The sequence below is a fragment of the Pantoea sp. UBA5923 genome (genome assembly GCF_002431095.1).
Lineage (GTDB): Bacteria > Pseudomonadota > Gammaproteobacteria > Enterobacterales > Enterobacteriaceae > Pantoea > Pantoea piersonii.
In genome coordinates this window covers 176,821-190,170 of the sequence record NZ_DJDN01000020.1, presented here as the reverse complement: position 1 = coordinate 190,170, position 13,350 = coordinate 176,821, and the positions used below count along the sequence as shown (strand labels likewise).

The 13,350-nt window shown below is 60.1% G+C and carries 13 protein-coding genes and 1 tRNA gene; 4 read left to right on the top strand and 10 right to left on the bottom strand.

The genetic code is table 11. The features are described 5' to 3' along the window. A partial coding sequence (locus B3797_RS05515) for a YncE family protein (protein ID WP_414693033.1) occupies window positions 1-674 on the top strand: 674 nt, incomplete at its 5' end. Window positions 675-860: 186 nt separating this feature from the next. Here the strand turns inward: B3797_RS05515 and B3797_RS05510 are convergent. From B3797_RS05510 to B3797_RS05500, 3 genes are all read right to left on the bottom strand, one after another. Continuing rightward, entirely contained in the window at window positions 861-1,154 is a 294-nt protein-coding gene (locus B3797_RS05510) for a DUF1330 domain-containing protein (RefSeq protein WP_311783273.1), read from the bottom strand. Window positions 1,155-1,165: 11 nt separating this feature from the next. After that, window positions 1,166-2,032: a glutathione-dependent disulfide-bond oxidoreductase gene (yghU, locus tag B3797_RS05505; protein WP_311783272.1), complete on the bottom strand. Its 867-nt coding sequence runs from the start codon at window positions 2,030-2,032 to the stop codon at window positions 1,166-1,168. A gap of 89 nt (window positions 2,033-2,121) precedes the next feature. After that, window positions 2,122-3,141 (bottom strand): LacI family DNA-binding transcriptional regulator, encoded by a 1,020-nt coding sequence (locus tag B3797_RS05500; protein WP_311790592.1) that lies wholly within the window; start codon window positions 3,139-3,141, stop codon window positions 2,122-2,124. A gap of 98 nt (window positions 3,142-3,239) precedes the next feature. Between B3797_RS05500 and B3797_RS05495 the strand changes: the two genes are divergently transcribed. Further along, window positions 3,240-4,253 (top strand): Gfo/Idh/MocA family protein, encoded by a 1,014-nt coding sequence (locus tag B3797_RS05495; protein ID WP_311790591.1) that lies wholly within the window; start codon window positions 3,240-3,242, stop codon window positions 4,251-4,253. A 5-nt stretch (window positions 4,254-4,258) separates the two neighbouring features. Here B3797_RS05495 and B3797_RS05490 read toward each other — a convergent pair whose 3' ends face one another. Next, window positions 4,259-5,143: a sugar phosphate isomerase/epimerase family protein gene (locus B3797_RS05490; protein ID WP_120455289.1), complete on the bottom strand. Its 885-nt coding sequence runs from the start codon at window positions 5,141-5,143 to the stop codon at window positions 4,259-4,261. 21 nt (window positions 5,144-5,164) lie between these two features. Then, the gene (locus B3797_RS05485) at window positions 5,165-6,196 is read right to left on the bottom strand and encodes a Gfo/Idh/MocA family oxidoreductase (RefSeq protein WP_311790590.1); all 1,032 of its coding nucleotides are present in this window, start codon (window positions 6,194-6,196) and stop codon (window positions 5,165-5,167) included. 575 nt (window positions 6,197-6,771) lie between these two features. Here B3797_RS05485 and B3797_RS05480 point away from each other — a divergent pair. Both B3797_RS05480 and B3797_RS05475 read left to right on the top strand, forming a co-directional pair. Next, window positions 6,772-7,695, top strand: coding sequence for a TIM barrel protein (locus tag B3797_RS05480; RefSeq protein ID WP_311790589.1), 924 nt, complete (start codon window positions 6,772-6,774; stop codon window positions 7,693-7,695). 10 nt (window positions 7,696-7,705) lie between these two features. Beyond that, entirely contained in the window at window positions 7,706-8,875 is a 1,170-nt protein-coding gene (locus tag B3797_RS05475) for a Gfo/Idh/MocA family oxidoreductase (protein ID WP_311790588.1), read from the top strand. A gap of 279 nt (window positions 8,876-9,154) precedes the next feature. On the opposite strand, the gene B3797_RS05470 is transcribed toward B3797_RS05475, so the two are convergent. The 5 genes from B3797_RS05470 to B3797_RS05450 all read right to left on the bottom strand — a co-directional run bounded on the left by B3797_RS05470 (window position 9,155) and on the right by B3797_RS05450 (window position 13,341). Continuing rightward, window positions 9,155-9,230: transfer RNA gene (locus B3797_RS05470), tRNA-Phe, on the bottom strand. A gap of 107 nt (window positions 9,231-9,337) precedes the next feature. Continuing rightward, on the bottom strand, window positions 9,338-9,919 hold the full coding sequence (gene dicD / locus B3797_RS05465; RefSeq protein WP_311783265.1) for a division control transcriptional repressor DicD: 582 nt from the start codon (window positions 9,917-9,919) through the stop codon (window positions 9,338-9,340). Window positions 9,920-9,973: 54 nt separating this feature from the next. Next, window positions 9,974-11,674 carry a protein-disulfide reductase DsbD gene (locus B3797_RS05460; RefSeq protein WP_311790587.1) on the bottom strand — a complete coding sequence of 567 codons (1,701 nt, stop codon included), beginning with the start codon at window positions 11,672-11,674 and terminating at the stop codon, window positions 9,974-9,976. Continuing rightward, window positions 11,650-11,964, bottom strand: coding sequence for a divalent cation tolerance protein CutA (gene cutA, locus B3797_RS05455; protein ID WP_120455299.1), 315 nt, complete (start codon window positions 11,962-11,964; stop codon window positions 11,650-11,652). Before cutA ends, B3797_RS05460 begins: the two co-directional genes overlap by 25 nt. Window positions 11,965-12,039: 75 nt before the next feature. Further along, window positions 12,040-13,341, bottom strand: a complete 1,302-nt coding sequence (locus tag B3797_RS05450) for an anaerobic C4-dicarboxylate transporter (protein ID WP_311790586.1) — start codon at window positions 13,339-13,341, stop codon at window positions 12,040-12,042. Between the last annotated feature and the right edge of the window lie 9 nt (window positions 13,342-13,350).

Sequence of the window (13,350 nt, the reverse complement as noted above, 5' to 3'; positions counted from 1 at the left end):
GCACGCTGTTCAGCGAGCGCAACGAGAAGGGATCCCCGTTCGGCGCGCGCGAGATCTTTCTGCATGACGGGCAGCTCTATATCGGCGGCGTGGGCGATCCCGGCGTGATCTGGGTGGTGGACGCGCAGACCATGAAGCTGAAAACCCGTATTAAAAACGCAGGCAAGTGGGTCACCGGCATTATCTATTCCCCCGTCACCGATCGTATTTACGCTGCGAACGGCGGCGGAGAGATCCTGGTGATCAACCCACGCAGCCACAAGATCGAGAAGCGCCTGACCGCAGGCGACGGCAAAGAGTATCTGCTGCTGAATATGGCGGAAGATGCGGCGACGGGCCGTCTGTTTGTAACGGACAACTCCAAAGCGAAGACCACGCTGGTGTTCGATGAGCGTACGGGCAAGGTGATCAAACGTATCGACGGCGACGCGCTGGGGATTAAATTCAACGCGAAACGCAACGAGATCTATATCAGCCAGCGCGAATCGAAAAAGGTGTTGCAGCTTGACGCCACCACCTATGCGGTGAAAAACAGCTGGTCGTTCGAGGGACATCCCAACAGCCTGCTGGTCACGCCGGATGGTCAGACGCTCTATGTCACCGTCAAGCAGGGCTTCAACAAGGACCACAGCAGCAAAGGCCCCGACAGCGTGGCGCGTATCCAGCTGGACTGAGGCAAAGCGCCGTGGGGACAGCAGCCATGGCGGGCAGAGCAGGTGTCCAAAAACAAAGCGTCCCGCGCTATGGATAACGCGGGACGCGCTGACATCAATGCTGACTTTCGCCTTTTTGCGACGGGATCATGCAACCCGCGTCGGCACGCTGTCAGCTTTTAAGGGGACGCCCTCAGGCGTCCCTTTTTACTTCTCGACGCCCTGCACCAGCACCACGCGATACTCCGCGCCTTTCAGGCGGTGCGCTTTGGCTTCCTGGTATTCCGGGCTGTCATACCAGCCGTGTGCCGCTTCTACCGTCGGGAATTCAAGCACCACAACGCCGTCCGCTTCCGGCCCTTCCAGCGTCTCCAGCTCACCATAAAATGCCAGCGGCGTAATAGGGTGATCGCCGCGCGCTTTGCCCGCCTTTTCGCCGTAGATGGCGAACTCTTCAGGGTTGGTAATTTTGTCGCGAATAAAGATTACATATGCGCTCATTGTTGGCTCCTTTACGCCTGGCGTTTGTCTTCGGTGTTGGTATCAAAATCGGATGCGTCGTGACGCTCATGCAGCTGATCGGCCGGTTCGCCCATTACGCGGTTTACTTTGCGCCCGCGGATCACCGCCGGACGTTCCGCAATCTCCTGCGCCCAGCGCACCACGTTTTTATAAGATTTCGCGTCGAGGAACTCGGTCGCGCCATACTGGTTGTTCAGCACCAGCCCGCCGAACCACGGCCAGGTCGCGATATCGGCAATGGTATAAGCGTCGCCGCCGAGGAAGCGGCTCTCCGCCAGACGGCGGTCCAGCACGTCGAGCAGGCGCTTGGTTTCCAGCGTATAGCGGTTAATGGCGTATTCGATTTTCTCCGGCGCGTAGTGATAGAAGTGGCCGAAACCGCCGCCGACGAAGGGCGCTGCGCCCTGTAGCCAGAAGAGCCAGTTCAGCGCTTCGGTACGGCCAGCCAGGTCTTCAGGCAGGAAATGGCCGAACTTATCCGCCAGGTAAAGCAGGATATTGCCGGACTCAAACACGCGCAGCGGCGGGTTCACCGAATGGTCGCTGAGCGCCGGAATTTTTGAGTTCGGGTTGATATCAACAAAGCCGCTGCCGAACTGATCGCCTTCGCCGATGCGGATCAGCCAGGCGTCATACTCAGCCTCCCTGACGCCGACCGCCAGCAACTCTTCCAGCAGGATGGTTACTTTCTGTCCGTTCGGCGTGCCGAGCGAGTAGAGCTGCAGCGGATGTTTGCCGACCGGCAGCGCTTTTTCATGGGTTGCGCCTGCGATGGGACGGTTGGTTTTCGCGCCGTTGCCTTTGGCTTCCGGATCCCATTTCCAGACTGTTGCGGGCTGATAACTGTTTTCCGACATAGTGTGGGTTCGCCTTGTTGATGAGAGTTTGTCAGACGTCTCTGAGTGTAGCAGGGCGGATAATTGCGGTTTAACTCTGCTGGCGTTCGCTAATCGACGTTCTCCTGGGTATAGAGCATAAAGTCGACGCGGCCCTCCTCATAAGTAGAAAAGTCTCCGCCTTTTTCCAGCTGCTGCAAAAGCAGGTTAAGCGCCAGCTGGGCGTGACGCTGGGTGTTCTGATCGAGCGTTAAGGTGAGGATGCGCTGCTGCAACAGGCGGCGCGTGGTGGCGTAAAGCTCATGCGTAATGTAAACCACGTCGCGTTCGCGGCGGTGGCGCGCCAGCGCCTGCGAAATCTCGCTGTTGCCGAGGCCGGTGTTATAGATGCCGACAATCGCCGGCGACTCCACCAGCGCCTTCTCCAGCAGCTTGCTGATGCGCTCGCGCTCCTCCTGTCCGGCCAGCACTTCGCGCAGCGCCAGATGCGGAAAGCGCTGCTGCAAAACGTCGCGAAAGCCTTCAATGCGCTGGCGATGCGCGCGATAGTCGACGCGGCCGCTGATCATCAGCACCTCGCCCGCGCGGGCCAACATGCTGCCCATCATCAGCCCGGCGGTGCGTCCGGCTTTAAGCTGATTGATACCTACATGCAGCAGCCGCTCGGCATCGGGCAGATCGGAAACCAGCGTAATCACCGGCACGTCGCGCGCTTTGCAGTCGCGCAGCGCCTGATAAATCGCAGGATGCTCATGAGCGAAGACCATCAGCCCATCCATCCTGCGGCTGCTGGCAATAATATGCGCCGCCAGCTTCTCCGGCGCGTTCTCGGCGATAAAGGTGCGCTGCAGGCGCAGGCGGCGATAGCCGAGCGCGTCGGCTAACTGCTGAAAATCCTGCGCCAGCTGCTGGAAGAAAAAGGAGTCGTTGCCGCTGAGGATCACTTCGATTTGCCACGGGTGACGGTGCTCTTCCGGCAGGATGCGGTTAAGGCCCGCCGCGCGCGCCGCGTCCAGTACCTTTTTCGTCATCGCTGGCGACACGCCGCCGCGTTCGTTGAGCACCCTGTCCACGGTCGCCACGCCAACGCCTGCGGCGCGCGCCAGGTTGCTGAGCGTCATTCGCTTCATGCTGAGTGAATTCCATCAATTTCTGCGTTCAGCCAGCCTGACAGAACGGGCTATTTTGACAAGGCCAACCATCCTGAACTGTGAAGAGGAAACCGAAAATGTCGCCAGTAACTCAACGCGTTGCCCTGATCGGCAGCGGCTTTATCGGCCAGGTTCACGCTGCGAATCTGGCGGCGCATCCTGGCGCCCATCTGGCGCTGGTGTGCGACCTTGACGAGACGCGCGCCGACGCGCTGGCGCAGCGGTATGGCGCGCGTGCCGGGCGCGTCAGCGAGGCGCTCAGCCGCGATGATATCGACGCGGTGCTGATCGCCAGCTCGACGCCGACCCACGCCGACTTTCTGGCGCAGGCGGTGAATGCGGGCAAGGCGGTCTATTGCGAAAAGCCCATCGACCTGTCTCTGGCGAAGGCGCGCGCGGTAGTGGAAAGCATTACGCCGCTGAAGGTGCCGGTTACCGTCGGCTTCAACCGCCGCTTCGACCGCAGCCACCAGCAGCTTAAGCAGCAGATTCAGCAGGGCGCGATTGGCATGCCGGAGCTGATCCAGATGGCGTGTCGCGCGTCGGAAATGCCGTCGCTAGAGTACCTGCGCGCGTCGGGCGGTCAGATGCGCGACCAGGCGATACACTTTTTCGATCTGCTGCGTTTTCTCACCGGGGATGAGGTAGAGGTTGTCGGTGCGCTGGGCGCGACGCTGGCGCAGCCTGCGCTGCGCGAACTGGGCGATGTGGATACCTCGGTGCTGATGATGCGGCTTGAGCGCGGCACGCTGGCGCAGCTCGACAACACGCGGCGCACCGCTTACGGCTACGATGAGCGCATCAGCGTGGTGGGATCGAAAGGGATGCTGGCGTCTGAGCCGCAGGCGACGCGCGGCGCGACGCTTTATCAGGAGAGCGGCATCACTCAGCCCGGCCTGTTTCCGGACTGGTTTAGCCGCGTGCGCGATACTTACTACGCCCAGCTGGATGCGTTTCTGCGCCATCTCGGCGGCGAAACGGTGGCGGATCTGCCTAGCCTGATGGATGGTCTTCAGGCGCAGGCGATTGCCGAAGCGGCCTGCGAATCGCTGGCCAGCGGGCGTTTCGTTCAGGTGGAGCGGCTGGTGTAAAGCGATTACCGGCTCAGCAGCTCGCGTTCAATCAGCTCACGCGTCTCTACCGCCTGGACTTTCATCTTCTCCGGATAGCCGAACAGCGCGGAAGCGATAATGGATTCGCCGCCCACTTTATAGGTGCGGTTGGCGAAATCCATCTCGCGCAGCGTCTGGAACAGGGTATCAAAGTCAACTTCGCCTTCGCCGACGCCAACGTGCTGGTGGATCGTAGCGTCCACGCCCGGCGGGTTAACGATATAGCGGCAGTGCTTGGTATGGTTCATGGTATCGGCGATCAGGACGTGGGAAAGATCGTCACCGGCATACTCCAGCATCGGCCTGACGTCGCCTTTACCGTTGTCGTAGAAAAAGGTGTGCGGCACGCTGTAGACATATTTCACGTTGTCGCTGCGGAACGATTTCACCATATCGGCGGTTTCGTTGCTGTTCTCGCAGAAATCCCACGGATGCGACTGGATTTCGACGCGAATATTCTCGCGCTCAAAAATCGGCAGCAGCTCTTCCATCGAGCGGTAGAACATCTCTTCGCAAATCTCCGGCTCGTTCGGGTTGCCGGAGAGTTCGGTGTTGATCACCTGCACGCCCATTTCGACTGCGATTTCGATCATGCGCTTCCAGTTTTTCACCGCCGCCTGACGACGCAGCTCATCCGGGCCGGACCAGCGATAAACCACGATAAACGAGGAGATCTCTACCCCGGTGGCGTTCAGCGCGTTTTTATATTCGCGCATGATTTCGCGGCTGGCCTTCGGGTGCTTATAGAACGGGTTGATCTGCGGATGAGGCGATTGCTCGATATATTTATATCCCCACTCCGCCACCTGGTGCACCATGCGGGTGATGCCCATATCCCTGATTACATCCACATCAAAAGCGATTTTCATCTTAACTACTCCAGGCTTAAGTTAGCGTTCTTCGTTAAATACCACGCCGATCTGCCGACGCGCCTCATCCATCGCGCGCAGCGTCAACAGCGACGTCGCCAGCGAGCGAACCGGCGAATCAGTGAGGCCCTGGCCTACGCACCAGGCAAAATGGTTGATTTCATGGCAGAGCTGCTGGTAGCGGTTAGCGGGTTCTTCCCAGTGCAGCGTATGACGCCTGTCGCTGGAAACCAGACGGAAGTTGCCAGGGGCGTAGAACTGGCCGTCGAGGTAGAGCGTGGCGTCGCGTCCGGCGATCACCGCCGTACCCGGCGTGTTGCTGAACAGCGTGGTGTGCAGCACCGACTGCATGCCCTGCGCATGGGTAAAGATCATCGCGGTCTGGCCGTTGACGCCACCCGGCGCGGGTTCGCCCTGCGCAATAATGCGCTCGGGCGCGCCGCCGACCAGAATACTAAAGGCGACAAGATAGCTGCCGAGATCGAGCATTGGCCCGCCGGCGAGATCGGCATTGAAAATACGATGATCCGGAGTAAAAAATTCGCCGTGGTCTGCAATGAGGCTGTGAACCTCGCCCAGCGCGCCGTCCGCCAGCAGCTGGCGGATAACGTCATATTTCGGCGCGAAGTCGCACCACATCGCTTCCATGCAGAGCCGCTGCGCCCGCTGCGCCGCCTGCTGCAGCTCTTCGCCCTGACGCGCGTTGAGCGCCAGCGGCTTTTCAATCAGTACATGTTTCCCTGCCTGCAACACGCGCAGGCCATCGGGAAAATGGTGGTTATGCGGCGTGGCGATATAGACCGCGTCGATATCATCGCGCGCCAGCAGCGCATCGATGCCGCCGCACGCGTGAGGAATGGACCATTTATCGGCGAACGCCTGCGCTTTCTCGCGGCTACGCGATGAAACAGCAACGAGCTGCTGGCCGGTATGGCGGCACAGCGCGTTGGCAAAGTGATCGGCAATCCAGCCGGGGCCGACAATGCCCCAGCGCAGCGCAGGGATCTGTTGCGCATCGGGCAGTCGCGGAGCAGGTAAGGTAGAGGGAAACATAATATCTCCAGATTTATTAGCACGTTAATGGAGCGCGGCGGCTAACCGCTTCGTCCGCCAGGCTTTCACTATAGAAAGCCTGCTGCTGCCCTCTCTAACCCTTTGATGATGGAATCCCATCAACCCTTCTGCTGGCAGAACGGGGAGATTTTTAACAAATGTATTTTCCAAATGAAACACGTTTAGAAATAAATATTTCATTATGCGAAGAGGATCAAATTTATAAGCGCTTTTTTATTCAAGATGCGGTAACTGCCGCCGCTTAGCCGGGATAGCAACAGCGAAATTTCAGAGTCAGCCGGGCGGGGGAGATCGCTGTCAGAACGGGGTGCCAGCGATGAAAATTGTCATGCATGTGAAGGCGCGATGCAGGAGCAAGCGTGGCGACAGCGGCCTGCATGCTGGCATCGCGAAAAGAGATAAATCAGTTAGTTAATGATTTAAATGGGAAATTTAATGTGATGATGATGTTAAAAATAACTATGACCGCTATCAAAGAATAAAATTTCCACAGTTGTTAGTTGCGGAAAAAATATTCGATACTCCCGGCAAAGCTACCTGCCAGGAGAGTGATCGTGACCATTCATATCGCCAATGCGCCCTGTAGCTGGGGCGTCGATAACCCTGATAATCCCTTTCTGCCGCCGTGGCAGACCGTACTACGCGAAGCGGCGCAGGCGGGCTACCGCAGCATTGAACTGGGCCCCTGGCGCTATCTGCCCAGCGACCCTGAGCAACTCAGCCGCGCCCTGAACCATCACGGCTTGTCGATCGTCGCCGCTACGCTGTTTGACGATCTGGTCAGCGAGGCGAATTTCCCCGCGATGGTCGACCTGACGCATAAGCTGTGCCGAACCCTGTCCCAGATCCCGACTGCAGAGAAGATACACGGCGACAACGCGCCCGCGCCCTATCTGGTGATAATCGACTTCGGCAATCCTGAACGCGCCAGGCTGGCCGGACAGTTTGAGCGCGCCCCGCGGCTCGGCGCGGCGGAGTGGCAGCGCCTGATGCGCCATATTACGGAAATCAGCGAGATTGCCTGGCGGGACTATGGCGTGCGGCCGGTGATCCATCCGCACGCTGGCGGCTGCATTGAGTTCGCCGACGAGCTGGCGCAGCTGGAGCAGGACATTCCACACCAGGTCGCGGGGCTCTGCCTCGATACCGGCCACCTCTATTATGCGGGCATGGACCCCATCGCCACACTGCGGCGCTACTGGCATCGTATCGACTATCTCCATTTTAAAGACGTCAACCATGAGGTGTGGCGCGATGTGCTGGCGCGCGGTCTCGACTTTTTCAGCGCCTGTGCTGAAGGGGTGATGTGCCCCATCGGGCAGGGTGCCATCGACTATCCGGCAGTGCGCGCTTTTCTGGCCGAGCAGGGCTATCAGGGCTGGATTACCCTGGAGCAGGAACGCGATCCGCGCCAGTCCGACACCAGCCTGCGCGACGTCAGCGCCAGCCTGAGCTATCTCAAATCCGTGGGTTTTTAAGGAGCAGAGGATGATTAACGGTACAAAAGCTGTGGATCGCGCCCTGCGCTGGGGCATGGTTGGCGGCGGTGGCACCAGCCAGATTGGCTATATTCATCGCTCCGCAGCGCTGCGCGACGGCAACTTCAGGCTGCTGGCGGGCGCGTTCGATATCGATGCCGAGCGGGGCCGCGCTTTCGGCACCTCGCTGGGCGTTGCGGCCGAGCGCTGCTATCCCGACTATGAGACGCTGTTCGCCGCGGAAGCGGCACGCGAGGATGGCATTGAAGCGGTCTCTGTCGCCACGCCCAATAACACCCACTTCGCTATCTGCCGCGCCGCGCTCAATGCCGGACTGCACGTCGTCTGCGAAAAGCCGCTCTGCTTTACCACGCAGGAGGCGGACGAGCTGGAGCGGCTATGCAAAGAGAAAAACAAGCTGATCGGCGTGACCTATGGCTACGCGGGACACCAGCTGATCCAGCAGGCGCGGGAGATGATCGCGCAGGGGATGCTGGGAGAGATCCGCATCGTCAATATGCAGTTCGCTCACGGCTTTCATCATGAAGCTGTGGAGTTACAAAATCCCAGCACGCGCTGGCGCGTCGATCCCAGATTTGTCGGACCCAGCTATGTACTGGGCGATCTGGCAACCCATCCGCTGTTTCTCGCTGAAACCATGGTGCCGCAGCTGAAAGTCAAACGGCTACTCTGCTCGCGGCAGAGCTTTATCGCCTCGCGCGCGCCGCTGGAGGATAACGCCTTTGTAATGATGGAGTACGAGAACGGCGCGGTCGGCACACTCTGGGCGTCGGCGGTGAACTGCGGCTCGATGCATGGCCAGAAGATCCGTATTGTCGGCGCGAAGGCGAGTCTGGAGTGGTGGGACGAACAGCCTAATCAGCTGCGCTACGAAGTGCAGGGTGAACCGGTGCGTATTCTTGAGCGCGGCATGCCGTACCTGACGCCGCGTGCGCTTGAGGAAGACCGCATTGGCGGCGGCCATCCTGAAGGCCTTTTTGAGGCCTGGTCGAATCTCTATCGCCGTTTTGCCCAGGCGTTCGCCGCCAGCGATCGCGGTGACGCCGCTTTTCTGCAAACCTTCTGGTATCCGGATGTTCATGCAGGTTTAGCGGGCGTGCGCTGGGTCGAGCAGTGCGTTAAATCAGCGGATGCGGGCGCGGTCTGGGTTGAGTGCTAGCGGCTCTCTGGCGCGCGCAGTCATTCTGACGCACGATGTGGCGAGGATATTTCGATGACGGGTTCCGCACAAAAGCAAAAACCCAGCCATAAGGCTGGGTTCTTTAATTCGTGGTGCCCGAACCCGGACAAAAATGCCGGGAGCATTTTTGCTTTGTCGCGCCCGCGCGGCAAACCCGCAAGGGCGAGCCGCAGGGATGCGGCGAGGATATCGAACCTGTTCGATGACGGGTTCCGCGCAAAAGCAAAAACCCCCGCCGAAGCGAGGGTTTCAAATTTGTGGTGCCCGAACCCGGAATCGAACCAGGGACACGGGGATTTTCAATCCCCTGCTCTACCGACTGAGCTATTCGGGCAACGGGGCGCATTAAACCGTAATGGCCGCTTCGCGTCAACGCCTTTCCGGTAAAAAAGCGGGAAAACGTGACTGATTGCCTGATTTTCAGGCAGAAGCGGCAAAACCCTAAGCCAGCGCACCGTTGGCGCGGCACAGCGCGATGCGCAGCACATCTTCCGCCAGCCGTTTGGCTGTCGCGACATCCTGTACATTACGCTTCACCAGCAGCTTGCTGAGACAGCCTTCCAGGATCAGCTCCAGCTGATCCGCCACCATTGTCGGATTATCAAGCCCCAGCTCCACCAGAATGCTATGGGTGAAGTGCCAGGAGGCCTGTTTCTGCTGTTCGGCAATCTGATGCACCGGCTGGTCCGGCTGCGGATAAAAGCTGCAGGCCGCAATAAACAGGCAGCCAGGATAGCGCCCCTTTTGCACCTGTTCACTCAGCACCTGATAGCGCGCCAGCAGCTTCTGCTCGCCGTCGAACTTATCGCTGAGTAAAACCTGGCGCCGCCAGCTGTCGATCTGCTGGCCGTGATAGCGCAGCGCATCGTAGAGCAGGGCATCGCTATCGGGCCAGAATTTCTCTAGCTGCGCCAGCGACAGTTCGCTGTTGGCAGACAGCTGCGGTAGTAATGACGTCGTCGCCGCCAGTCCATTTTTTTCGAGCACGTTCAACGTATGCTCGAGTATCTGTTCACGCTGCAAGTGACGTCTCCTCTCTGTACGAGTCCGCCTGTGGCGGAGTTACTCCAGTGTCGTTTAGCGCGTCCGATTCTGCAAATGCGCGCGGAAATCCTCAGCGTTGAGGAAGCCCGTCACGCGAGAATCCGGGATCTCACGGCCCTGCGCATCAAAAAACAGAATGGTCGGCAGGCCGAGCACCTGAAGATGCTGCAACAGGGCGTTATCCGTGGCGTTATTCGCGGTTACGTTAGTCTGCAACAGCTGAAAACGGCTCAGCGCTTCGCGCACGCCCGGATCGCTAAAGGTGTATTTTTCAAACTCCTTGCATGCCACGCACCAGTCGGCATAGAGATCGACCATGGTAACGCGGCCGTTAGCCTGCCGCAGCGCCTCGTCCAGCTGCGGCGCAGAGGCGATGCGCTGAAAGGGTAGCTGCGCTGCCGTCTGCGAGGCAGCAGGCGCGTTCCAGACCCACTCCTGTAACGGGCGGGCGCTGATTAACGCCGCAGCCAGCATCACCATCTGCAGGATACGCCATTTGCCGCCGTGGCCACGTAGGCTGCTGCAAAACGCCCAGGCGAAGCCAGCGACGCCCAGCGCGCTCCAGAGCCGCGCTCCCCAGAGATCGCCCAGTACGCGCTCCAGTAAAAAGACCGGCAGCGCAAGAATAACGAAGCCAAAGCCCTGCTTGACCGTCTGCATCCAGGGGCCGCTTTTCGGCAGCAGGCGGTTGCCAAATACCGTCACCGCAATCAGCGGCAGGCCCATGCCCATTGCGTAGAGCCACAGCGTGCCCGCACCGGCCCAGAGATTACCGCTCTGGGCGATATAGAGCAGGATGGCGCTGAGCGGCGCAGTGGTGCAGGGCGAGCAGATCAGCCCCGCCAGCGCGCCCATAAGGAAGACGCCGGGCAGCGAACCGCCCTGTTGGCGATTGCTCCAGAGCGTCAGACGCGTCTGGACGCTGGCGGGAAGCTGCAGCTGGAACAGACCAAACATCGAAAGCGCCAGCAGGGTGAAAATCAGCGACAGACCGATCAGGACATAGGGATGCTGCAGCGCCGCCTGAAAGCGCAGGCCCGCCGCCGCAACCACCACGCCCAGCAGCGTATAGGTGAGCGCCATGCCCAGGACATAGACTAACGCCAGGCTAAACAGCCGCAGCAGAGAGCCGCTGCGCTGGCCGCCGAGGATAATCCCGGCGATCAGGGGATACATCGGCAGTAGGCAGGGGGTAAAGGCGACGCCGATGCCAATCAACAGCGCCCAGAGCGGTGAGAAGGGCAGCGGCGTTGCGGGAGCGGGCGAGGCGCTGACCGCTGGCGTCGCCGCATCGGCGGCCACTGGCGTTAGCGGAATGGTGCGCGTTTCCGGCGGATAGCAGAAGCCTGCCGCCGCGCAGCCCTGATAGGTCACGACAAGGCTGGCGCCGCTGGCGGCCTGCTGTAGCTGTACCGGCACACGGAGATCCTGCGGATAGATTTCGCTTTTGCCGTAGAACTCATCCTCATGCGGCTGGCCTGGCGGCAGCTCTATCGGCGCTATCTGCGCCTGGCGCGCGCTGAAATGAATCTGCTGTCGGTAAAGGTAGTAACCCTCTTTGACCTTCCAGCTGAGGGTTAGCTTATTGCCCTGCTGGCTGAAATCGAAGGCAAACGCCTGATCCACAGGAACAAAGCGGCTATTGCCGTTAGAGGTGAAAATCGACGCCTGCGTCGGCAGCGCGATAAACAGCGCCAGCACAAAGGCGATCAGGCAAGAGATGCGTGCAGCCATGACAAGTATTCACTGTCTCCATGTTGAACCGGTAGCGCCAGCAGTTCAGGAACATCATAAGGATGTTCGCGCTTAAGCAGATCCATCAGCGCCTGCTGGTGCGTCGTATCGCTTTTTAACAGCAGCTGAACTTCGCTAGCCTGCTCAAGTTTGCCTTGCCAGACGTAAAGCGAAGTCGCGCCGGGCAGCAGCGTAACGCAGGCGGCAAGCTTCGCTTCCAGTGCCTGGGCGGCGAGCCGACGCGCGCAGGCTTCATCCGGCGCGGTACAAAGAATCACAACGGCGTTCATTGCGTCGCTCCTGTTGCGGAAAGCGAGGATGATAGCACGCTCGCGGCGCTTCAGGCTTTACAGGTTGTAACGGCGCTACAGCACCAGACCGCCAATCAAAAAGCCAAACAGCACCGAAAGCGCAATCGCCAGCACGCCGGGTACGATAAAGGCGTGATTGAAAACATAGTTGCCGATCCGCGTTGAGCCGGTATCGTCCATCTCGACGGCGGCGAGCAGCGTCGGATAGGTCGGCAGCACGAACAGCGCGGAAACGGCGGCGAAGGAGGCGACGGCGGTATGCGGCGAAACGCCCAGCAGCAGAGCGGCGGGCATCAGCGCTTTGGCGGTCGCCGCCTGCGAATAGAGCAGCATCGAGGCGAAAAAGAGCGCCACCGCCAGCAGCCAGGGTGCCTGATGCAACAGCCCGCCTGCCAGCTGCTGGATCTCACCGATATGCGCTTTGACGAAGGTGTCGCCGAGCCAGGCGACGCCCATCACGCAGACGCAGGCGCTCATGCCTGACTTAAAGGTGCTGGCGCTGAGGATGGCGCTGGTGTCGATTTTGCAGCTCAGCGAGATCAGCGTTGCGATGGTCAGCATAAACACCACTATCGCTTCGTTGCGCGGCAGCGGCGGATTGGCAATTAATCCCACCCCGTCGCTGATGGCGGTGGCGTAGAGCACCACGGCGGCGATCCCGACCAGAAATAGCAGCACCGACCGTTTTGCGCCCGGCTTCTCTTCATAACGGCTGGCCCCGCGCAGGCGCACTTCGCCTTTGGCGAGGCGCGCCTGGTAAACCTCATCTTCATGCAGCTCTTTGCCGAGGAAGTTGGTCACCAGCGCCGCGAGAAACAAGCCGATCATCGTCGAGGGGATCGCGACCGCCAGCAGGGAGATATAGCCGACGCCGCGTGGCTCCAGCAGGGAGGCGAAGAAGACCACCGCGGCGGAGAGCGGCGAAGCGGTAATGGCGATCTGCGAGGCGACCACGGCGATAGAGAGGGGACGCGACGGGCGAACGCCTTGCTCTTTCGCGACTTCGGCAATAACCGGCAGCGTCGAGAAGGCGGTATGGCCGGTGCCGGCCAGCAGCGTCATCATATAGGTTACCAGCGGCGCCAGCAGGGTGACGTAGCGCGGATGGCGGCGCAGCAGCCGCTCCGCCAGGCTGACGAGATAGTCCATGCCGCCCGCGACCTGCATCGCGGCGATAGCAGCGATCACCGCCATAATAATTTCAATGACATCAAAAGGGATTGCGCCCGGCTTCAGCCCACAGACCAGCGTCAGCGCCAGCACGCCCAGACCGCCCGCGAAGCCGATACCGATCCCGCCCAGACGCGCGCCCAACCAGATCGCCAGCAGGACGATCGCTAATTCAACGACGATCATTCGTCACCT